The sequence below is a fragment of the Pseudomonas sp. PDM24 genome (genome assembly GCF_019218905.1).
Lineage (GTDB): Bacteria > Pseudomonadota > Gammaproteobacteria > Pseudomonadales > Pseudomonadaceae > Aquipseudomonas.
On record NZ_JAHUWR010000004.1, the window covers coordinates 534,609 to 555,578 of the forward strand.

Annotated in this window: 18 protein-coding genes and 1 pseudogene; 9 read left to right on the top strand and 10 right to left on the bottom strand. The window is 60.8% G+C overall.

Features of this window, described 5'->3' with window-relative positions:
• The gene (locus KW837_RS16900) at positions 1–1,353 is read right to left on the bottom strand and encodes a 3-oxoacyl-ACP reductase (protein ID WP_218397352.1); all 1,353 of its coding nucleotides are present in this window, start codon (positions 1,351–1,353) and stop codon (positions 1–3) included.
• 271 nt (positions 1,354–1,624) lie between these two features.
• On the opposite strand from KW837_RS16900, the gene KW837_RS16905 reads away from it, so the two are divergent.
• On the top strand, positions 1,625–2,902 hold the full coding sequence (locus tag KW837_RS16905; protein WP_218397353.1) for an acetyl-CoA C-acetyltransferase: 1,278 nt from the start codon (positions 1,625–1,627) through the stop codon (positions 2,900–2,902).
• Between the two features lie 21 nt (positions 2,903–2,923).
• Here the strand turns inward: KW837_RS16905 and KW837_RS16910 are convergent, their stop codons facing one another.
• A complete protein-coding gene (locus KW837_RS16910; RefSeq protein WP_218397355.1) occupies positions 2,924–3,952 on the bottom strand; it encodes a bile acid:sodium symporter family protein in 1,029 nt (342 codons plus the stop codon).
• 84 nt (positions 3,953–4,036) lie between these two features.
• Between KW837_RS16910 and KW837_RS16915 the strand changes: the two genes are divergently transcribed.
• The gene (locus tag KW837_RS16915) at positions 4,037–4,828 is read left to right on the top strand and encodes a helix-turn-helix transcriptional regulator (protein ID WP_123500954.1); all 792 of its coding nucleotides are present in this window, start codon (positions 4,037–4,039) and stop codon (positions 4,826–4,828) included.
• A gap of 209 nt (positions 4,829–5,037) precedes the next feature.
• Here the strand turns inward: KW837_RS16915 and KW837_RS29115 are convergent, their stop codons facing one another.
• Both KW837_RS29115 and KW837_RS29120 read right to left on the bottom strand, forming a co-directional pair.
• Positions 5,038–5,805, bottom strand: a complete 768-nt coding sequence (locus KW837_RS29115) for a methyl-accepting chemotaxis protein (RefSeq protein ID WP_370694472.1) — start codon at positions 5,803–5,805, stop codon at positions 5,038–5,040.
• 90 nt (positions 5,806–5,895) lie between these two features.
• Positions 5,896–6,984 (bottom strand): annotated as a pseudogene (locus tag KW837_RS29120) (cache domain-containing protein); the annotation flags it as partial.
• Positions 6,985–7,428: 444 nt separating this feature from the next.
• On the opposite strand from KW837_RS29120, the gene KW837_RS16925 reads away from it, so the two are divergent.
• Positions 7,429–8,322 carry a PA4780 family RIO1-like protein kinase gene (locus tag KW837_RS16925; protein ID WP_007907116.1) on the top strand — a complete coding sequence of 298 codons (894 nt, stop codon included), beginning with the start codon at positions 7,429–7,431 and terminating at the stop codon, positions 8,320–8,322.
• Positions 8,323–8,573: 251 nt separating this feature from the next.
• Positions 8,574–9,788 (top strand): MFS transporter, encoded by a 1,215-nt coding sequence (locus KW837_RS16930; protein ID WP_218397360.1) that lies wholly within the window; start codon positions 8,574–8,576, stop codon positions 9,786–9,788.
• Here KW837_RS16930 and cueR read toward each other — a convergent pair.
• The 3 genes from cueR to KW837_RS16945 form a co-directional block, all read right to left on the bottom strand.
• On the bottom strand, positions 9,742–10,155 hold the full coding sequence (cueR, locus tag KW837_RS16935; RefSeq protein WP_218397362.1) for a Cu(I)-responsive transcriptional regulator: 414 nt from the start codon (positions 10,153–10,155) through the stop codon (positions 9,742–9,744). The two genes, KW837_RS16930 and cueR, sit on opposite strands and share 47 nt — an antisense overlap.
• The gene (locus KW837_RS16940) at positions 10,152–12,545 is read right to left on the bottom strand and encodes a heavy metal translocating P-type ATPase (RefSeq protein WP_218397364.1); all 2,394 of its coding nucleotides are present in this window, start codon (positions 12,543–12,545) and stop codon (positions 10,152–10,154) included. Before KW837_RS16940 ends, cueR begins: the two co-directional genes overlap by 4 nt.
• A 200-nt stretch (positions 12,546–12,745) precedes the next feature.
• Entirely contained in the window at positions 12,746–13,129 is a 384-nt protein-coding gene (locus tag KW837_RS16945; protein ID WP_008069688.1) for a hypothetical protein, read from the bottom strand.
• 148 nt (positions 13,130–13,277) lie between these two features.
• Here KW837_RS16945 and KW837_RS16950 point away from each other — a divergent pair, with 148 nt between their 5' ends.
• Entirely contained in the window at positions 13,278–13,475 is a 198-nt protein-coding gene (locus KW837_RS16950; RefSeq protein WP_218397366.1) for a heavy-metal-associated domain-containing protein, read from the top strand.
• A 107-nt stretch (positions 13,476–13,582) separates the two neighbouring features.
• The gene (locus KW837_RS16955) at positions 13,583–14,779 is read left to right on the top strand and encodes a multidrug effflux MFS transporter (RefSeq protein WP_218397367.1); all 1,197 of its coding nucleotides are present in this window, start codon (positions 13,583–13,585) and stop codon (positions 14,777–14,779) included.
• Positions 14,780–14,787: 8 nt separating this feature from the next.
• On the opposite strand, the gene KW837_RS16960 is transcribed toward KW837_RS16955, so the two are convergent.
• Both KW837_RS16960 and KW837_RS16965 read right to left on the bottom strand, forming a co-directional pair.
• Positions 14,788–14,958 carry a hypothetical protein gene (locus tag KW837_RS16960; protein WP_185022254.1) on the bottom strand — a complete coding sequence of 57 codons (171 nt, stop codon included), beginning with the start codon at positions 14,956–14,958 and terminating at the stop codon, positions 14,788–14,790.
• A 254-nt stretch (positions 14,959–15,212) separates the two neighbouring features.
• Positions 15,213–16,226, bottom strand: a complete 1,014-nt coding sequence (locus tag KW837_RS16965) for a zinc-binding alcohol dehydrogenase family protein (RefSeq protein WP_192345812.1) — start codon at positions 16,224–16,226, stop codon at positions 15,213–15,215.
• A 117-nt stretch (positions 16,227–16,343) separates the two neighbouring features.
• Between KW837_RS16965 and KW837_RS16970 the strand changes: the two genes are divergently transcribed.
• The 3 genes from KW837_RS16970 (at position 16,344) to KW837_RS16980 (ending at position 19,840) form a co-directional block, all read left to right on the top strand.
• On the top strand, positions 16,344–17,273 hold the full coding sequence (locus KW837_RS16970) for a LysR family transcriptional regulator (RefSeq protein WP_218397369.1): 930 nt from the start codon (positions 16,344–16,346) through the stop codon (positions 17,271–17,273).
• Between the two features lie 316 nt (positions 17,274–17,589).
• On the top strand, positions 17,590–18,324 hold the full coding sequence (locus tag KW837_RS16975) for a helix-turn-helix transcriptional regulator (RefSeq protein ID WP_218397371.1): 735 nt from the start codon (positions 17,590–17,592) through the stop codon (positions 18,322–18,324).
• Positions 18,325–18,457: 133 nt separating this feature from the next.
• Positions 18,458–19,840, top strand: a complete 1,383-nt coding sequence (locus tag KW837_RS16980) for an MFS transporter (protein WP_218397373.1) — start codon at positions 18,458–18,460, stop codon at positions 19,838–19,840.
• Between the two features lie 120 nt (positions 19,841–19,960).
• On the opposite strand, the gene KW837_RS16985 is transcribed toward KW837_RS16980, so the two are convergent.
• Complete coding sequence (locus KW837_RS16985; RefSeq protein ID WP_007907140.1) at positions 19,961–20,914, bottom strand: adenosine deaminase; 954 nt, start codon at positions 20,912–20,914, stop codon at positions 19,961–19,963.
• Positions 20,915–20,970: the final 56 nt, after the last annotated feature.

Here is a 20,970-nt window from a genome sequence, read left to right on the forward strand (position 1 = left end):
TCAGGCTCCCAAAACGCTTTGCCCGCAGACGCGCAACGCCTGCCCGGTAAACGCTCCGGTGCCCGGTTGTGCCAGCCAGGCCACGGCTTCGGCGACGTCTTGCGGCAGGCCGCCCTGGCCCAGCGAACTCATGCGCCGCCCGGCTTCGCGCAGGCCGAAGGGCAGGTGCGCGGTCATTTGGGTTTCGATGAACCCTGGCGCCACGGCGTTGATGCTGATGCCGCGCTCACTCAGCAGCGGCGCCCAGGCCTGGGCCAGGCCGATCAACCCGGCCTTGCTCGCGGCGTAATTGGTTTGCCCGCGATTGCCGGCGATGCCGCTGATGGACGCCAGCAGGATCACTCGGCCGTTGTCGCGCAAGGTGCCGCTGTCGAGCAACGCCTTGGTCAGCACTTGCGGCGCGTTGAGGTTGACCGCCAGCACCGCGTCCCAGAATTCCGGGGTCATGTTGGCCAGGGTTTTGTCCCGGGTGATGCCTGCGTTGTGGACCACGATGTCAATGCCGTCGGGCAAGTGTTCAATCAATTGTGCGGCGGCGTCTTCGGCGCAGATATCCAACGTGATGCCGCGCCCGCCGAGGCGTGCGGCCAGGGCCTCGAGATCGTTCTTGGCCGGTGGCACGTCGAGCAGGATTACCTCGGCGCCGTCGCGGGCCAGGGTTTCGGCGATCGAAGCGCCGATGCCGCGCGCCGCGCCCGTCACCAGAGCCTTGCGCCCTGACAAGGGGCGACTCCAGTCCATCACCTGCGCCTCACACGCCTTCAAGCGAATGACTTGCCCGGAAATGAACGCGCTTTTGGGCGAGAGGAAAAACCGCAATGGGCCTTCCAGTTGATCTTCGGCACCTTCGCCGACATAGATCAGCTGCAACGTGCCGCCGCTGCGCAGTTCCTTGGCCAGCGAACGGCTGAAACCTTCAAGGGCGCGTTGGGCACTGGCGGCGAACGGGTCGCTCAAGGTCTCCGGCGCCCGGCCAAGAATCACCACATGCGCATGGTGATCGAGGTTTTTCATCAGCGGCTGGAAGAACTCGCGCAGCTGTTTCAACTGATCGACCTGCACCAGGTCACTGGCGTCGTACACCACGGCTTTGAGTTTCTGGCCGTGGCCGGGAATCCACGCGGTGGCCAGGGTCGGATCGGTGTCGTAGCTGTAGATCGTGTCGGTCAGGCGGTTGGCGAGGGTGCTGACTTTTTCCGCCAGCGGGCCACCGCCAATCAACAGCGCCCCCTCGATAGGCCGCAGCCGGCCTGCTTGCCAGCGTTCCAGTCGTACCGGCGACGGCAGACCCAGGGCACCGACCACACGATGGCCGATGGACGAATTGGCGAAGTCGATATAGCGGTCAGACATGGATCACGCTCCAGCAGCTGGGGTTAAAAGTGTGGACCAGGAATGGCAATTAGTCGTTCGACCCACGAGATACGGCCTACGCTTGATCATTGCAGGTTAGTTTGAGATTGGGTTTAGCAGGACTTTCAGCAAATGCAGCCCCCTGTGGGAGCGGGCTTGCTCGCGAAAGCGGTGTGTCAGTCAACGGAGATGTTGAATGGGCCGGCCCCTTCGCGAGCAAGCCCGCTCCCACAGGGTTTGGTGTTCATAGTTGATTTAAAGGAGCTTTTTCATGACTCAGCTGCGCCGCGTCGCGATTATCGGTGGTAACCGTATCCCCTTTGCCCGGTCCAACGGGCCGTACGCCACTGCCAGTAACCAGGCGATGTTCACCGCAGCGCTGGAAGGCTTGATCGAGCGCTATAACCTGCACGGTGTGCGCATGGGTGAAGTGGCGGCTGGAGCGCTGCTCAAGTATTTGCGTGATTACGGCCTGACCCGCGAATGCGTGCTCGGCTCGCGGTTGTCGCCGATGACGCCGGCCTATGACATCCAGCAAGCCTGCGGCACGGGGCTGGAGGCGACGTTGCTGGTGGCGAACAAAATCGCCCTGGGTCAGATCGAATGTGGCATTGCCGGCGGCGTCGACACCGCCTCGGACGTGCCGATCGGTGTCAACGAAAGCCTGCGCAAGATCCTCTTGCAAGCCAACCGCGCCCGAAGCACCGCCGACAAACTGAAAACCTTCCTGCAACTGCGTCCCCGCCACTTGATGCCTGACTTTCCAAGCATCGGCGAGCCGCGTACCGGCCGGTCGATGGGCGAACACTGTGAAATGATGGCCCAAACCTGGAGCATCCCGCGTGACGAGCAGGATCAGCTGACCCAGCAAAGCCATCAGAAACTGGCCGCGTCCTACGCCGAAGGCTGGCATAACGATTTGATGACGCCGTTCCTCGGCCTGACCCGGGATAACAACCTGCGCCCGGACCTGACCCTGGAAAAACTGGTGTCACTGAAACCGGCCTTCGAGAAAAGCGCCAAGGGCACCCTGACCGCGGGCAACTCCACGCCACTCACCGATGGCGCGTCGGTGGTGCTGCTGGGCAGTGAAGAATGGGCGAAAGAGCGCGGCTTGCCGATCCTCGCCTATTGGCGTGACGGCGAAGCGGCGGCGGTGGATTTTGTCAACGGTGCCGAAGGCCTGCTGATGGCGCCGGCTTATGCCGTGCCGCGGTTACTGGCGCGCAATGGCCTGACCTTGCAGGACTTCGATTACTACGAAATCCATGAAGCGTTTGCCGCGCAAGTGCTGTGTACGTTGAAGGCCTGGGAAGATCCGGCGTTCTGCAAAACCCGCCTCGGGCTCGACGCGCCACTGGGCTCCATCGACCGCAGCCGGCTCAACGTCAAAGGCAGCTCACTGGCCGCCGGGCATCCGTTTGCCGCCACCGGTGCGCGCATCGTCGCCAACCTGGCGAAGCTGCTGGACGCGGCGGGTAAGGGCCGAGGGTTGATCTCGATCTGCGCCGCGGGCGGTCAGGGCGTGACGGCGATTATCGAGCGCTGATTGCTGATTGCTGATTGCTGATTATTGGGGGTTGAGCACTGCCGCGCGTTGCTGCGCGGCCAGTTCCCGGTTGCGGTTGGCGTAACCCTCGGCCATCACCGAGCAGACGATCAGCTGCAACGGGTGATAGATCATGATCGGCAGCAGGATCAAGCCAAGGCCGGGGTTGGCGCCGAAGATCAGCGCCGCCATCGGCGCACCGGCCGCCAGGGATTTCTTGCTGGCGCAGAACACTGAGGCAATCTCATCGGCAGGGCTGAACTTCAGCGCCCGAGCGGTGCGGGTGGTCATCCACAGAATGATTGCCAGCAAAATCGCACTGCCCATCAGCGCAGTCAGAATCACGCTGTTGCCCTGTTGCTGCCACATCCCCGACACCATCGAGTTGCAGAACGCCGAGTACACCAGTAGCAGGATCACCAGTTTGTCGGCGATGTTGGTGTAGCGCTTGTGCCGAGCGAAAAACTTGCCCAGTAACGGCCGCAGCAATTGCCCGAGCACCAGCGGCAATAGCAGCATGGCGCACAAGTCGAGCAGGGTTGCACCGAGGTCGATACCGCCCGCGCCGCTGCCGACCACGAAACTCACCAGCAACGGTGTCAGAAAAATCCCCAGCACGCTGGACAGGCTCGCGTTGAGAATCGCTGCCGGTACGTTGCCGCCCGCGCTGCCGGTGAGCGCCACGGACGAGGAAATGGTCGAGGGCAGGGCGCAGAGGTAGAGGAAGCCAAGCATCAGCAGCGATGGAAGGTGCGAGCCCAGCAGTTTGTCGCTCAGCAGCCAGATCAATGGAAACACCGCAAAGGTGAAGGCCTGAACCATCACGTGCAGCTTCCAGTTCTTCAGCCCGTGGCGGATCTGCTCGCTGGAGAGATTGATCCCATGGAGGAAGAACACCAGAAACACGCCAATGTTAATCACATACTCCGCGTGCATCCCGCCGCCGGTAGCGCCGAAGGTCGGGAAGACATACGCCAGTAGCGTGGCGAGCAGCATGCCGCACAAGAACCAGTCGGTGACCACGCGTTTGAGGTGTTTGAAGGCATGCATGATGGGCACCGAATACGTTTGTAAGAATTGATGACTTAGCCTAACGTCGGCTTCATCAGCCGTCTTGCGACATAAGGCCAATCAATGCCGACTAACGGACAACTTTCCCTCGAACGCACCATCCCGGCACTGACGGCGTTGCCGCGTCCGTTGTATGCGCGGGCGGAAAGTCTGAACGCCGGTTCATGGACGTCGCCGCATCGTCACGATTGGGTGCAGTTTTCCTACGCCATCAGCGGCGTTCTCGGTGTGCATACCGCCGAGGGCAGCTTCTTTGCACCGCCGCAGTGGGGCATCTGGATTCCGGCGGATCTCGAGCATCAGGTCGTGACCTCGATGCGTGCCGAGATGCGCAGCCTGTATGTGCGCCGCGAGGACTGCCAGTGGGCGGAGGGGCGTTGCCGGGTGCTGGAAGTCACGCCATTGGCGCGGGAGTTGATCAAGCGCTTTTGCCTGCTTCCCGTGGAATATCCACAGGGCGACAGCCAGGAAGCGCGATTGGTGGGCGTGCTGCTGGATCAGTTGGCGAGTCTGCCGGAGGTGGGGTTTTCCCTGCCGCTGCCCCGGCATGAACGTTTGCTGGGTTTATGCAACGAGCTGATCGACAGCCCTGAGCGCAATGCGACCTTGCAGGAATGGGCCGAGCGTTTGGGTACGTCGGAGAAGACCTTGATGCGCTTGTTCCAGCGTGAAACCGGCTTGAGCTTCCGCGGCTGGCGGCAGCGCATGCGGCTGCTGTCGTCGCTGAGTTTGCTGGAGGAGGGGAACAGCGTGACCAATGCCGCGCTGTCTTGCGGGTATGACTCGACGTCGGCGTTTATTGCGGCGTTCAAGGGGTTGTTCGGGTTTACCCCGGGGGAGTTGTTTAGGCAGTGATGACGCCTTCGCGGGCAAGCCTCGCTCCTACAGGGATCGCATCCGACACAAAACCTGTAGGAGCGAGGCTTGCCCGCGAAGAGGCCATCACATTCAACATCTCTGTTGGCTGACAATCTGTCTTCGCGAGCAATCCCGCTCCCTTCAAGTCCTACCATACAAGCGGGCTTGCCCGCGATTGGCCGCGAAGCGGCCACCGGGATGTTGGATCAGGTTCTGAACCGCCGAACCAACCCATCCAGCTCATTCGACAAACCAGCCAGGCTCTGAGAATCCAGACGCGCCGAATTCGCCAGTTCTGCCACCAACTGCGCATCGCCATGAATCTGGCTGATGTGGCGATTGATGTCTTCCGCCACCTGATGCTGTTCCTCAGCCGCCGTGGCGATTTGAGTGTTCATGTCGCGGATCACATCCACCGATTCACGTATCTGCCCGAAGCTGCTTCGCGCTTCGCCGATGCGGGTCACCGATTGCTGAGACACTTCCAGGCTCGCATGCATCTGCTGCGTCACCTGGCTGGTACGCTTGGCCAGGTTGCCCAGCAGCCCGTCGATTTCCGCCGTGGAGTCGGCAGTCCGTTTGGCCAAGGCGCGAACTTCATCTGCCACCACCGCGAAACCACGACCTTGTTCACCGGCCCGGGCCGCTTCGATGGCGGCGTTCAGCGCTAGCAGGTTGGTCTGTTCAGCGATGGAACGAATGGTCCCGAGGATCGACTGAATGTCGTTGCTATCGCGCTCAAGCTGTTGCATCGATTGCGCCGACTGTTCGATTTCCTGGCTCAAGCGATCAACACTGCTCACTGCGGCATCGATCTGCTGCTGACCTTCGCGCGCCTGGCGTTGGCCGCTGTCGGCCGACTCGGCGGCCTGGCTGCAGGAGCGTGCGACTTCGTTGGCGGTGGCGACCATTTCGTGGAACGCCGTGGACACCATGTCCACCGCTTCACGCTGGCGTCCGGCGGCTTCGGCCATGTCGCTGGACACTTGCGTCGAGCTCTGGGAGGTGGCGAGGATCTTGGTCGCGGCGCCGCCAATGCTTTGAATCAGGTTGCGAATCGCCGCCAGAAACTGGTTGAACCAGTTGGCCAATTGAGCCGTTTCGTCGCTGCCACGGATTTGCAGGTTCTTGGTCAGGTCGCCTTCACCCTGGGCGATGCCTTCCAGGCCGCTGGCCACGCTGCGGATCGGCCGCACGATCAAGCTGGCAAAACTGGCGCCGACGATGGCGAAGAACACCGCCAGTACCGCCGCGATGATCGCGATCAGCCAGGTCAGTTGAGTGGCCGAGCTCATCACGTCGGTTTGCTTGATCAGGCCGATAAAGGTCCAGCCCAGTTGTTCCGACGGCCAGACGTTGGCCATGTAGCGCTCGCCATTGAGCTCGACTTCCACCAGCCCTTTGCCGGCCTTGGCCAGTTGCGCGTAGCCGTCGCCGAGACTGGTCAGGGCTTTGAAGTTGTTTGCTGGTTGCTTCGGATCGACCAGTACCGTGCCGGTGTTTTCCACCAGCATCAGGTAGCCGGTTTCGCCGAGTTTGATCTGTTTGACGATTTCGGTGAGCTGCTTGAGCGTCACGTCGATACTGACCACGCCGCCGTTGGTGCCCAGTTTGTTGTCGATGGTGCGCACGGTGCTGACGTAAGTCGCGTCATCCTGAGCCCAGTAATAGGCCTCGGTGCGAAATGGTTTGCCGGGTTTGGCCTGCGCGGCTTTGTACCAAGGGCGCTGGCGCGGATCGTAATTGCTCAGCTTCGCATCGTCCGGCCAGGACACGTAACCGCCCGCCGCCGTACCGAGGATGGCATAGGCGTAGGCCGGGTGGCTGTTGCCCAGGTCCTGGAGGAGGGCGAAGATCTTTTTGTCCGACTCGCCTTGGGGAATGCTCTCGGCGTTGGCGCTCATGTAGGTCTTGAGGCTATCGTCGGAGTTCTTGATCAGCGGTTGGGTGGCCAGGTAATCGACGTTCTGGCTGATGCCGTCAAAAAACAACTGCATGGCATTGCTGACCTGACGAATCTCGCGGCCGCTGCCGTCGACAAAATTATCCTTGGCATCGCTGCGCAAGTTCAGCACTACGAGGGTGGCGACCAGCACCACGGGCAAGCAGGCGATGATTGCAAACGCCCAGGTCAACTTCTGTTTGATGTTCATCCGCACTCCAGTTTTTTCTTGTAGGCCCACGCAGTGCAGATGACTCGCGGATTATTGGCAGCCGAAAACGTTCGATACCCCGATCCTTGAGTGCGCCCTCGTTATCATTGTCGGGGCGATTGTCGGACAATTCCTTTTCTCTCTAATGACTTCGGCTGAGGAACGTGGAAATTGAGGCCTGTTGAGAAAAATCCGGCGAAGGGTAGGGGCTACGTGTCAGATTCTGTCGCAAATGCCCTTGTAGCCCTTCATCAACAAGTGGCGCAGGCTCAGCTATGATCTTGAGCGGTCGATGAGTTGAGTCTGATTAATCCGGCACATTGTGTGCTTCTTGATGTTCATGGGAACGTTCATAGGTCGGCAACCCCTCCCGCGAATGAGTGGATTGCCGTATAACGAATGACTTTCGCGTGTTTGGTAATAAAGGACCCACAATAAAAGCTGATGAAGACTCCAAAACGCATTGAACCCCTGATCGAGGACGGTCTGGTCGACGAGGTGCTGCGCCCACTCATGAGTGGTAAAGAAGCAGCTGTTTATGTGGTGCGCTGCGGCAACGAGCTGCGTTGTGCCAAGGTCTACAAGGAGGCGAATAAACGCAGTTTTCGTCAGGCGGCCGAGTATCAGGAAGGCCGTAAGGTGCGCAACAGCCGGCAGGCTCGAGCGATGGCCAAGGGCTCCAAGTTCGGCAAGAAAGAAACCGAAGACGCCTGGCAGAATGCCGAAGTGGCGGCGTTGTTCCGCCTGGCCGGTGCCGGTGTGCGAGTCCCCAAGCCGTATGACTTCCTCGAAGGCGTGCTGCTGATGGAGCTGGTGGCCGACGAGTACGGCGATGCCGCGCCGCGTCTGAACGATGTGGTGCTGGAGCCGGACCAGGCGCGCGAATATCACGCGTTTCTGATTTCGCAGATCGTGCTGATGCTGTGTACCGGTCTGGTGCATGGTGACCTGTCCGAGTTCAACGTGCTGCTGACGCCGACCGGCCCGGTCATCATCGACTTGCCTCAAGCGGTGGATGCGGCGGGCAACAACCACGCGTTCAACATGCTGGAGCGGGACGTGGGCAACATGGCGTCGTACTTCGGTCGTTTTGCACCGGAGTTGAAACGCACCAAGTACGCCAAGGAAATGTGGGCATTGTACGAAGCGGGCACTTTGCACCCGGCCAGTGTGTTGACCGGCGAGTTCGACGAGCCGGAAGAACTGGCAGACGTCGGCGGGATCATGCGCGAGATCGAGGCGGCCCGTCTCGATGAAGAGCGCAAGCAAGCGATCCGCGCTGCGGACGACGCGCCACCGAGCAAAGCCGAAGAACCGCCTCCACCCTGGATGCAGTGATCGGTTGACCCAAAACCCGGCTTCGGCCGGGTTTTTGTTCATAGGATCACCGAATACCAAAACTTGACGAAGATCCAATGTGGGAGCGGGCTTGCTCGCGAAGGCGGTATGTCAGCCGACATCACCGTTGACTGACATACCGCTTTCGCGAGCAAGCCCGCTCCCACAGTAGATTTTTGGTGTAAGTGAAACAGTGCTCACACCCTGCCCACATGCAGGTATCTTCAAACCCCCACACTCAAGGACTGAATGTGAACTCCACCTGCAATGCCCGACTGATCATCGCCGCCCGGCTGATTTCGGACTTCGGCGCTTTCCTCAACATGGTTGCCCTGGCCACCTACGTCTATCTGCTCAGCAACAGCGCGATGAGCGTCGGCATCTTCCTCGCCAGTCGTGTGGCCGGGGGGATTTTTGCCAGTTTGATCGGCACCCGGTTCTATCGCCGCTGGGCCGGGCGTCTGCCGCTGATTGCCTTCGACCTGCTGCGCGCCGGTTTGCTGGGCCTGCTGTTGGTGCTACCGGTCACCCAACAAGCGCTGCTGTTACCGCTGATCGCGTTCGGCCTGGGGTTCGGCAATTCGATGTTCGCCATCGGCCTCAACAGCCAATTGCCGCACATGATCGATAAGGCGCAACTGCTCACGACCAACGCCTGGATAACCTCTGCATCGTCTGCGGCGATGGTCGGCGGGAGTCTGGTAGCGGGGTTGTTGGTGGCGGGGTTTGGCTTTGAAACGGTGTTTGCCCTGAACGTGGCCACTTACCTGCTGGCGGCGTTGTTGATTGTGCCGCTGCGGTTTTCCAGACCGGCACCCAGTGATGAGCCCCTTCACCAACAAGGCGAATGGTCAGCCCTGCGTCAGGGTTTGCGCACGGCGCCGGTGCTGACGGCGATGCTGGCCGTTGCCATGGCTGATACGCTTGGCAGCGCCGCACACAACGTCGGCCTCCCGATCATTTCAAAACTGCTGACACCCGAGTCGCCCAGCACCACCTTGGGCATGATGCTGGCGGTCTGGGCCAGCGGAAAATTCATCGGTGCGCGAATCGCCAGTCGCCTGAAAGGTACGGACAACGTTCATTTGGAACGGCGATTCTTCTTCGGCGTTTTGCTGATGTCCTGCGGCTTCATCCTGATGTTTCAGCAGCAGACCCTTTACGGCTTGCTGCTGTTTTCGTTGCCCGCAGGCTTGGGCGACGGGTTCTCGGAAGTCGGCCTGATGTCGCGCCTGCAACGTGAACCGGACAACCTGCGCCTGCCGATTTTCAGCTTTCTGACGCTGCTGCAAATGACCGGGTTCGGCGTTGGCATGTTGATCGCCGCGCCGTTCTATTCCTGGTGGACGCCTGGCGCGGTGGTGTTGTTGTTCCATGGCATTCCCCTCACCACGTTGCTGGTGGCGAAGGGGTTGGCGCTCAGGAATGGGCGGGTTCGGCGCAGCAGCCCGACGCCAGCTCCTTGAGGATCGGGCAGTCCGGGCGATGGTCGCCGTGGCAATGTTCTACCAGGTCTTGCAGGGTGTCGCGCAGTTGGCCGAGTTCGCGAATCTTCTGGTTCAACTCGTCGATGTGCTGACGGGCCAGCGCCTTCACATCGGAGCTGGCCCGCTGGCGGTCTTGCCAGAGGGTCAGTAGCTTGCCGACCTCTTCCAGCGAAAACCCCAGATCCCGAGAGCGCTTGATGAACGCCAGAGTATGCAGATCGTCGTCGCCATAGACCCGATAGCCGCTGTCGGTACGATGGGCCGCCTTGAGCAGGCCGATGGATTCGTAGTAACGAATCATCTTCGCGCTCAGACCGCTCTGGCGGGCCGCTTGGCCAATGTTCATCGGTGATCCTCCAGGTCTTTGGGTTTCCAGGTTTTCAACAGTAATGCATTGCTCACCACGCTGACGCTCGACAGCGCCATGGCGGCGCCGGCCAGCACCGGGTTGAGAAAGCCGAACGCCGCCAGTGGCAGGCCGATCAGGTTATAGACAAAGGCCCAGAACAGGTTTTGGCGAATCTTCGCGTAGGTCTTGCGGCTGATCTCCAGCGCCGCCGGCACCAGCCGTGGATCGCCGCGCATCAGGGTGATCCCGGCCGCGTGCATGGCGACGTCGGTGCCGCCACCCATGGCGATGCCGATGTCTGCCGCGGCAAGGGCCGGTGCGTCGTTGATGCCGTCGCCGACCATTGCCACCACACCGGTTCTTTTCAGTGCGGCGACGGTGGCGGCTTTGTCCGCCGGCAATACTTCGGCGTGGACATCGCTGATGCCCAGCGCCTCGGCGACCACCTTGGCGCTGCCGCGGTTATCGCCGGTCAGCAAGTGGCTGCTAATGTTTCGTGCGCTCAGTTGTTGTACCGCTTGCAAGGCGCCGGGTTTGAGCGTGTCACCGAAGGCGAACAGGCCGAGCACTCGCGGTTCAGGGCTTTGCTCGATCAGCCAGGACAGGGTCCGGCCTTCGGTTTCCCAAGTGGTTGCGGAGTCAGCCAATGGCCCGGCGCTCAGGCCACTTTCTTCCAGCAGGCGCCGATTGCCCAAAGCCAGTCGCCGACCATCGAGATTGCCGGCAATGCCGCGTCCGGTCAGCGATTGACTGTCGCTGACATCAGCCACGGTCAGGTCGCTCTCGGTGCAGGCATCCAGCACCGCCTTGGCCAGCGGGTGTTCACTGCCGCGTTGCAGCGCACCAGCCATTTGCAGCAAGGCAGCTTCGTCACCTTCGATGGCACTCAAATGCGCGATGCGCGGCGTGCCCGACGTCAGCGTGCCGGTCTTGTCGAACACCACGGCGCTGACTTCATGGGCGCGCTCCAAGGCTTCGGCGTCCTTGATCAGAATCCCGTAGCGCGCCGCTACACCCGTGCCGGCCATGATTGCCGTCGGCGTGGCCAGCCCGAGTGCACAAGGGCAGGCGATCACCAACACCGCGACGGCGTTGATCAATGCGGTTTCCAGAGGCGCGCCGTACAACCACCAACCGAGCAGGGTCGCCAGCGCGATCAACAGAACCACGGGCACGAACACCTGGCTGACTTTATCCACCAGTTTCTGGATCGGTGCTTTCGCCGCCTGCGCGTCTTCGACCAGGCGGATGATCCGCGCCAGCACGGTTTCTGCGCCGAGCGCCAAAGTCCGAACCAGCAACCGACCTTCGCCATTGATGGCGCCGCCGGTGACCTTGTCGCCCGGTTGTTTTGGCACCGGCAGGCTCTCGCCGCTGATCAATGCTTCGTCGGCGTGGCTCTGGCCTTCCACAACGATGCCATCCACCGGGAAGCGTTCGCCGGGCTTGACCATGACCAGATCGTTGAGGCGCAAAGCGCTGATCGCAACGTCCTGCTCGCGGCCATCGATTACCTGAATGGCTCGCTCCGGACGCAAGGCTTCAAGGGCGCGGATGGCGCTGGCGGTCTGGCGCTTGGCGCGGCTTTCCAGGTATTTGCCCAACAGCACCAGAGCGATCACCACCGCCGAGGCTTCGAAATACAGGTGCGGCATGCGACCGGCAGCGGTGGCCCACTCGTAAACGCTTAGGCCATAGCCGGCGCTGGTGCCCAGGGCTACCAGCAAATCCATGTTGCCGGCACCTGCGCGCACGGCTTTCCACGCAGCGACATAGAAGCGCGCGCCGAAGATGAACTGCACCGGGGTGGCTAATGCAAACTGCACCCATGCCGGGAGCATCCAGTGCACACCGAAAGGTTGCAGCACCATTGGCAGCACCAGCGGCAAAGCGAGGGCGATGGCCGCCAGCAAGGCCCAGCGTTCGCGATGCAGGCGTTGCTGTTGAATGTCGGCTTGCGGGTGTTCGACTTCCCAGACGCTGGCGGAGTAACCGGCTTTGGTCACGGCGTCGATCAGGGGTTGCGGATCGACCTGGCCGAGCAGTTCGAGGTGCGCACGTTCGTTGGCCAGGTTAACGCTGACACTCTTCACGCCCGGCACCTTGGCCAGCGCCCGTTCGACGCGGCCGACGCAGGACGCGCAAGTCATGCCGTCGATGCTCAATTCCAGGGGCTGCTGTGGCACGCTGTAACCGGCCTGCTGCACCGCGTCCATCAAGGCAGGCAGGCTGTCACTGGGCGCTTGAACCCGAGCCTGTTCGGTGGCCAGGTTGACGCTGACGGCCGTGGCGCCGATGACTTTGCTCAAGGCACGCTCGACACGTCCGGCGCAACTGGCGCAGGTCATGCCGGCAATCGGCAGATCGAAAGTGGTGGATTCGGACATCGGTCACGCTCCCTGTAGAAATTGTCTACAGGATCAACCTTGCCATGCGGGCAAGGTCAAGCGCCACTCTTCAAATCGTCTCGCGACTTTGCACCTCGTAGGAGCGAGGCTTGCCCGCGAAGGGGCCATAACAGTCACCATCGATGCTGACTGTTATGGCCCCTTCGCGGGCAAGCCTCGCTCCTACGGGTAGGGGGTGATCAATACTCGAGGGCGGCAGGCTTGAGGTACATCCCTTCCTGCGTCATCGCAATCCGGAACTTCAACACATCCCCGGCTTTGAGCGTGATGTTCTGCGAACCCGGCGCGAGCATGCCCGGGTTGCAACCCGGCACCTGGCCCGGCAGCAGTTTGAGGCGCAGGGACACATTGCCCGGCGGCAGGTTGAACGAGGTGCTCTGTTCCTGGAACAGTCGCGCCGATAGCTGATCCTGGATGTACACGCCGATCTCGCAGGAAGTCGAAACCTCCAGGCGCTCGCGGGAAATGATCAGCACGCCGTAGTCCTCCCCGGCGGCTTGAACCGAAGGTGTCGCGGCAAATAGGCTGAGGAAGCCAAACAGGCTGAGAGCTGACCAGCGCATGGCTGAATCTCCTGATGTCGAGTCATAGATGGACGCAGCTTGGCCGAGCGTGGCGCCGATTGCCAGCCCGGCAGGTTGTTTGAGAACTTGACCTTGCCATGGTGGCAAGCTCGAGACTGACCTCAACCCTCATTAAAGGAGTTGTCCCATGCAAGTGTTCAATGTTGAAGACATGTCCTGCGGTCACTGCGTCAAGGCCATCACTCAGGCGCTGCAAGCCAAGGATCCCGCGGCCAGCGTGCGTATTGATCTGGCGGCAAAAGAAGTCGGCGTTGAAAGTGCGCTGACGGCCGATCAGGTGATCGCCGCGATCAGCGAAGAGGGTTATGGCGTCAAACTGGCCTGAGTTTTTTAATAGTTAGCGACCTAACGGAATGTTCAAGGCGTCCACGCAAGGCTAGACTGTCGGCCTGCCGATCCATGGCCAACCCGCATGCCTAACCTGGACGCCTGATGAACTTGCGCGCAATCCTGATTCTCGGCGCCTTGAGCGCTTTCGGTCCGCTGGCGATCGATTTCTATCTGCCGGCGTTCCCGGCGATGGCGTTCGCTTTCGGCACCGACGAAAAACACGTTCAACTAACCCTTGCGGCCTATTTCTTTGGCCTGTCCATCGGCCAACTGGCGTACGGCCCGGTGGCGGATCGCTTTGGGCGACGGATTCCCTTGCTGACAGGTGTCGGCTTGTTCACCGCCGCTTCATTGGCCTGTGCCTATGCGCCGACGCTGGAATGGCTGATTGGCGCACGTTTCGTCCAGGCGCTGGGCGGGTGCGCGGGCATGGTGATTTCGCGGGCAGTGGTCAGCGATAAATGCGATGCGGTGGGTTCGGCGAAGGTCTTTTCGCAGTTGATGCTGGTGATGGGCCTGGCGCCGATTCTTGCGCCAATGCTGGGCGGGTTGCTGGTCAACACGACGGGCTGGCAATCGATCTTTCTGGCACTGACCGGTTTCAGTGCGCTGGCAGGGTTGGCAGTGGCCCTCGGGCTGCCGGAAAGTCTGCCGGCCCATGTGCCGCGCCAACCGTTGTCGGGCGCGCTACGCCAGTATGGTCGGTTGTTGGCGGACCCGATCTTCCTCGGCCATGCCCTGACCGGCGGTGTCGCCATCGCCGGGATGTTTGCCTACATCGCCGGTTCACCGTTCGTCTTCATCAAACTCTATGGCGTGCCAGCCGAGCATTTTGGCTGGCTGTTTGGCATTAACGCGGCGGGTTTCATTCTGGTGGCCCAGGTCAATGCCCGGATGCTGGCCAAGCGTGGTCCAGCCTTTTTATTGGCGCGTACCGTCTGGCTCTATCTGGCGGGTGGTCTGGCCCTATTGGCGGTGAGTGCGTTGCACACGGCGCAGTTGTGGCCGTTGCTGATTCCGCTTTTCCTCTGCATCGCTAGCCTGGGTTGTATTGTGCCCAACGCCTCGGCCTGCGCCATGAACGGTCAGGGCGCGCGGGCGGGCAGTGCCTCGGCGATGCTCGGTTGCCTGCAGTTCAGCGTTGCCGCCGGGGCCGCAGCATTGGTGGGGGTTTTGCATGATGGCAGCGCCATGCCGATGGCCATGGTCATCAGCCTGTGCGGGATTCTGGTGGTGAGCGCGGCGACGCTCACCCGACGTTTGCAAACTGCCCGGGCGCTGACGCAAGCCCAGGTCTGAGGACGGACTCAGCCAGCAGCGCGATGCTGACGGTCGGGAATCTGATGGGGCGCGTGCAAGCGCGCTTCAAGCGTCTTAGTGAAAGCCAGGGCTTCGGCCTCACTGCGGAACGTCACAGCGTGTTGATCCAGGCGGACCTGCCAGCAGGATGTTGCCACTTCTTTTATCAGGATCTTCATTGCTGAACTCCTTTCGTAAAAGACGTCTCGTAAAAGACATCACGTAAATGATTGTTCGCAGAGTTTTCGATTGTAGACCTGAATACGATCGCAATTGTGACAACGGTCAATTCTCTGACTGACGGCAACAGGGATCGACGTACATCCCGGATATTTCGGCCGTACCCTGTAGGAGCTGCCGAAGGCTGCGATCTTTTGATTTTGCTTTTAAAACACAAGATCAAAAGATCGCAGCCTTCGGCAGCTCCTGCTCTTCAGAACCCTTCAAGCACAATTTTGCCCTTGGACTTGCCGCTCTCCAGCAGAGCATGGGCACGCCGCAGGTTGGCCGCGTTGATGGTCCCGAAGTGCTCGCCGACCGTGGTTTTCAGCGTGCCTGCATCGATCAGCCCGGCGACGCGGTTGAGCAAGTTGTGCTGCTCGATCATGTCTGCGGTTTCGAACAGCGAGCGGGTGTACATGAACTCCCAGTGCAGCGACAGGCTCTTGCGCTTGAGCTTGGTCACGTCCAGCGACTTCGGATCATCGATCAGCGCCAGTTTGCCTTGCGGCGCCAACGCCTCCACCAATTGATCCAGGTGTTGATCGGTCTGGGTCAGGCTGGCGACGTGGGTCACCTGCTCGAACCCCGCACGTTTGAGTTCTTCACTCAGCGGCTGGCTATGATCGATCACCTGATCGGCGCCCAGGTCACGCACCCAGCTCTGGGTCTGTGCACGGGAAGCGCTGCCGATGACCTTCAGCCCGGTGAGCTGGCTGGCCAATTGCGTGAGGATCGAACCCACACCGCCAGCGGCACCCACGATCAGCAGGCTCTGGCCCTCATCGGTTTTGCCTTCGCGCACTTGCAGGCGTTCGAACAGCAGTTCCCACGCGGTGATGGCAGTCAGCGGCAGGGCGGCAGCTTCGGCGAAACCGAGGGTTTTCGGCATATGACCGACGATTCGCTCATCCACCACATGCAACTCGCTGTTGCCGCCGGCACGGGCGATGGAGCCGGCGTAGAACACCTTGTCGCCAGCCTTGAACAAGGTCACTTCGCTGCCGACAGCCTTGACTACACCGGCCACGTCCCAGCCCAGCACCTTTGCCGCGCCGCCTTCCGGCTGGACGTTCTGGCGAACCTTGGTATCCACCGGGTTGACCGAAATGGCTTTGACCTCCACCAACAGGTCGCGCGGGCCGGCGACCGGTTCTGGCAGTTCGATGTCTTGCAGGGATTTTTCGTCGCTGATGGGCAGGGAGTCGTAGTAGGCGATGGCTTTCATATGGGTTCCTGAGCGGGAATAATTTCGATGGGGCAGATGATTGGTTATTTCCCGGCAAGATAAAACCCGCTAAAAGAGCAGTCTCTTTCAATATTTTTTTGATAATCGAGGCTGACGATGTTGCGTTTCGATGACTTGCAGTTGTTCGTTCGGGCTGCAGACCTGGGCAGCCTGTCGGCGGCGGCGCGGGTGATGGATATGTCGGCGGCGGTGGCCAGTGCGGCGTTGAAGCGTATCGAACAGCAACTCGGCGCCCGCTTGCTCGCCCGTTCTACCCGCAGCCTGCGCCTGACCGCGGAAGGCGAAGGTTTTCTGGAATACGCCCGGGCAGCCTTGAGCAATCTCGATGAGGGCCGCCGCTTGCTGGCCAGCGGGCAGGATCAGGTCAGCGGGATTTTGCAGTTGTCGGCGCCTTCGGATTTCGGTCGCAACCTGCTGTTGCCATGGCTCGACGAGTTTCAGCGCGAGCATCCGAAGCTCACGGTCCGGTTGCTGCTGGGCGACCGCATCGCCGACCTGTTCCGCCAACCGGTGGACATTGCCCTGCGGTATGGCGAGCCGGAAGACTCGAGCCTGGTGGCGTTGCCCATCGCCCCACAGAACCGTCGTGTACTCTGCGCGGCGCCGAGTTACCTGGCCCGGCATGGCGAACCTCGGTATCTGGAGCAATTGGCTCAGCACAATTGCCTGTTATTCATGCTCGGTAGTCGGGTTCACGATCACTGGAGTTTCCACGATGGCAAACGCGACGTGAGCCTGACGGTCAGTGGTGATCGCTTCAGTGACGACGCCGATGTTGTGCGTCTGTGGGCCGTCGCGGGGGCGGGGATTGCGTATAAGTCCTGGCTCGATGTCGCCGCCGATGTGCTGGCCGGTCGGCTGAAAGTGCTGATGCCGGAGCTGCTCTGTGAGCGTGCACCGCTGAATTTGCTGTGCGCCCATCGCGCACAATTGAGTAAGCCGGTGAACCTTTTGCGGGAAATGCTTGCCAGCCGATGCGCTCGAATAAGCAGTCAATTTCCGACGATTTCGGGTGTCGATCATTAGTCGCAGGCAAATAGCGAAATTTCTGTCAGGAACTATCACCACCAATGGATTCCCAAGGGCAGGAACCAGCGGTTAACCCGCTTATACTAGCGCCCGCCTCATGTACGCACCGTCGACCTCGCAATGGCGAGTCCAGGTTCGATTCGGTCATACCCGATGGTCATCACCGGACCTTCGTTGCACCCACGAAGCAATGGCTTGGGTGAGTGGGTGGCTTTGCCCGGTCCATGGCGGTTTTCGCGTCTTGGCCGACGACACATTACTGGTCAAGATGTCTCTGAGCAGTAGACGAAACGATTCAACAGGGAGTGAATACATGGAACATGCACCTTGCATCAGCCAGATCGCCACATTGCTGGCTGACCCCAAGCGCAGCGCAATGATGTGGGCCTTGATGGACGGCTCGGCGCGGCAAACCGAAGAGCTGGCGTTGCTGGCCGGCCTGTCGCCGTCTTCGGCCAGTGCGCATTTAGGGCGTTTGTCCGCCGGAGGTCTGTTGAAAGTCGAAACCCGTGGCCGCAAACGGTTTTTCCGGCTTGCCGCGCCCGAAGTCGGCGCCGCGATAGAGGCCCTGGCCAGCGCGACCCTGGCCAGCGCGCCTCAGGACATTCCAGAGGTTTTCAAACGCACGAGCCCTATCGCCAAACCTCAGGCGGCGCCTTCGTCATTGCTGCGGGCCAGGCTCTGCGACGACCATCTGGGCGGCACCCTGGCCGCCGACCTCTACCAGCGCCTGCTGGATGCGGGCTGGATCGAGCAATTCGATCAGCGGGTCATGATCACTCACAAGGGCGCCACACAATTGGCAACGCGCGGTGTGTTCATCCAGGCGCTGGCTCATCGTAACAGCAGAGTCGCCTGCGCTTGCCCGGACTGGAGCGAAAGACGCCCGCACATGGGCGGTTCATTGGGCGCGGCGTTGTTGCAGCTGTTCATGCAATCGGGCTGGTTGAGCCTGCCCAACGATTCGCGAGCGTTGCAGATCACCGCTTTGGGGCAACGGGAGATCCATCGCTTCGCCAAGGAAACCGAACTGGAAATGGCGCTTTAGAGTCATTGAGGGCGACGTCCGGGATTTGTTTCAGGCGTCGTTCAGAGCTGTGGACAGGTCGCATTCAGCAATAATCCCCAGCCGCTATCGCGCACACTCGATCCGGGGACTTTCAGGATTGGGGGAATGTGGCATGGAAACACGAAGCTTCAGCGCGGCAGAACGATTGGAACGGCTGCCCATCAGCGGTTATCACCGCATCATTTTCATCATCATTGCCTTGGCGTTTTTCTTCGACTCCATGGACCTGGCGATGATGACCTTTCTGCTCGGCTCGATCAAAACCGAGTTTGGCCTGAGCACGGCGCAGGCCGGGTTGCTGGCCAGTTCGAGTTTTTTCGGCATGGTTCTGGGCGCATCGCTGTCGGGCATGCTGGCCGACCGCTTCGGGCGCAAACCAGTGTTCCAGTGGAGCATTGTGCTGTGGGGCATCGCCAGCTACCTGTGCTCCACGGCGCAGAACGTTGAAACGCTGACGCTGTTCCGAATCCTGCTGGGGATCGGCATGGGCATGGAGTTTCCGATTGCTCAGTCGATGCTGTCGGAGCTGATTCCGGCAAAGCGACGGGGGCGTTACATCGCGTTGATGGATGGTTTTTGGCCGCTCGGCTTCGTGGCGGCCGGGGTGCTGTCGTACTTCCTGTTGCCGGTGATTGGCTGGCGCGACATCTTTCTGGTGTTGGCGGTGCCGGCGGTGTTCGTCCTGGCGATTCGTTTTTTCATTCCCGAGTCTCCGCGTTGGCTGGAGCAGGCCGGACATCATGACGCGGCGGACAAGGTCTTGCTCGGCATCGAAGATCGGGTCCGGGCTTCATTGGGTCGTGCGGATTTGCCTGAACCGATTCGTCTGCCCCGGGTGGCGAGTCAACCGGGCACTTTCTTCTCTGCGCTAGGGGAGATCTGGTCGCCGCAGTATCGCCAGCGCACGATGATGATCTGGAGCGTGTGGTTCTTCGCCTTGCTGGGTTTTTATGGCCTGACGTCCTGGCTCAGTGCGTTGTTGCAACAATCGGGTTTCGCGGTGACTCAATCGGTGTATTACACGGTGCTGATTTCCCTCGGCGGGATTCCCGGTTTCCTCATGGCTGCCTGGCTGGTGGAGCGTTGGGGGCGTAAACCGGTGTGCGTCGTGACATTGCTCGGCGGCGGCATCATGGCGTTTCTTTATGGCCAGAGTGCAGTGTTCGGCGGCAACGTCAGTCTGTTGATTACCTCGGGGCTGCTGATGCAATTCTTTCTGTTCGGCATGTGGGCGGTGCTCTACACCTACACCCCTGAGCTGTACCCGACGTCGGCACGCGCCACGGGCTCGGGGTTCGCGTCCGCCATCGGCCGAGTGGGGTCGTTGCTCGGGCCGTTGGTGACCGGGTTGGTGTTCCCGATGACCGGGCAAGGCGGGGTGTTTGCGCTGGGGGCGATGTGTTTTGCGATTGCGGCGGGGGTGGTGTGGATGTTCGGGATGGAGACCCGGGGCAAGACGTTGGAAGAGTTGAGTGAGCCGGTGATCGTCCGTTAATCACCGAACAAATGTGGGAGCGGGCTTGCTCGCGAAAGCGGTATGCCAGTCGACATCATCGTTGACTGACACGCCGCCTTCGCGAGCAAGCCCGCTCCCACATGGGTTGTGCGGTGAACCTTACGGTTTCACCAACCGCGCATCCAGGCTGTTCTGCGCCAGGCGCTTGGCCTGATCCTGGGTCATGCCCAGATCGGTGTACAGCGCGTGGAAGTTCTCGGTGACATACCCGCCGAAATACGCCGGGTCATCGGAGTTCACCGTGACCTTCACTCCGCGCTCGAGCATGTCGAGGATGTTGTGCTGGGACATGTGATCGAACACGCAGAGTTTGGTGTTCGACAACGGGCACACGGTCAGCGGGATCTGCTCGTCGATGATCCGCTGCATCAAGCGCTCGTCTTCGATGGCGCGCACGCCATGGTCGATACGCTGGATTTTCAGCAGGTCGAGGGCTTCCCAGATGTACTCGGGCGGGCCTTCTTCACCGGCGTGGGCCACGGTCAGGAAGCCTTCGCTGCGTGCACGATCGAACACCCGCTGGAACTTGCTCGGCGGGTGGCCCATCTCCGAACTGTCCAGGCCCACGGCGACAAACGCATCGCGGAACGGCAGCGCCTGGTCGAGGGTTTTCTGCGCTTCGTCTTCGCTCAAGTGACGCAGGAAACTGAGGATCAAACCGCTGGTGATGCCCAGTTGCTGCTCGCCATCCTTCAGTGCGGCGGCGATGCCGTTGAGCACTACTTCGAACGGGATGCCACGGTCGGTGTGGGTTTGCGGGTCAAAGAACGGTTCGGTGTGAATCACGTTCTGCGCCTTGCAGCGCAACAGGTAGGCCCAGGTCAGGTCGTAGAAATCCTGAGACGTGCGCAACACATCGGCGCCCTGGTAATACAGGTCGAGAAACTCTTGCAGGTTATTGAAGGCATAAGCCTTGCGCAGCGTTTCAACGTCGCTCCACGGCAGGGCGATCTTGTTGCGTTCGGCCAGGGCGAACAGCAGCTCAGGCTCCAGCGAACCTTCCAGGTGCAAGTGCAATTCTGCCTTGGGCAGAGCGTTCAGCCAGTCGTACATTTTTGAAATCTCATCAGGTGCAATGAGGGCATTCTACAGATGCCCGCAGAAACAAT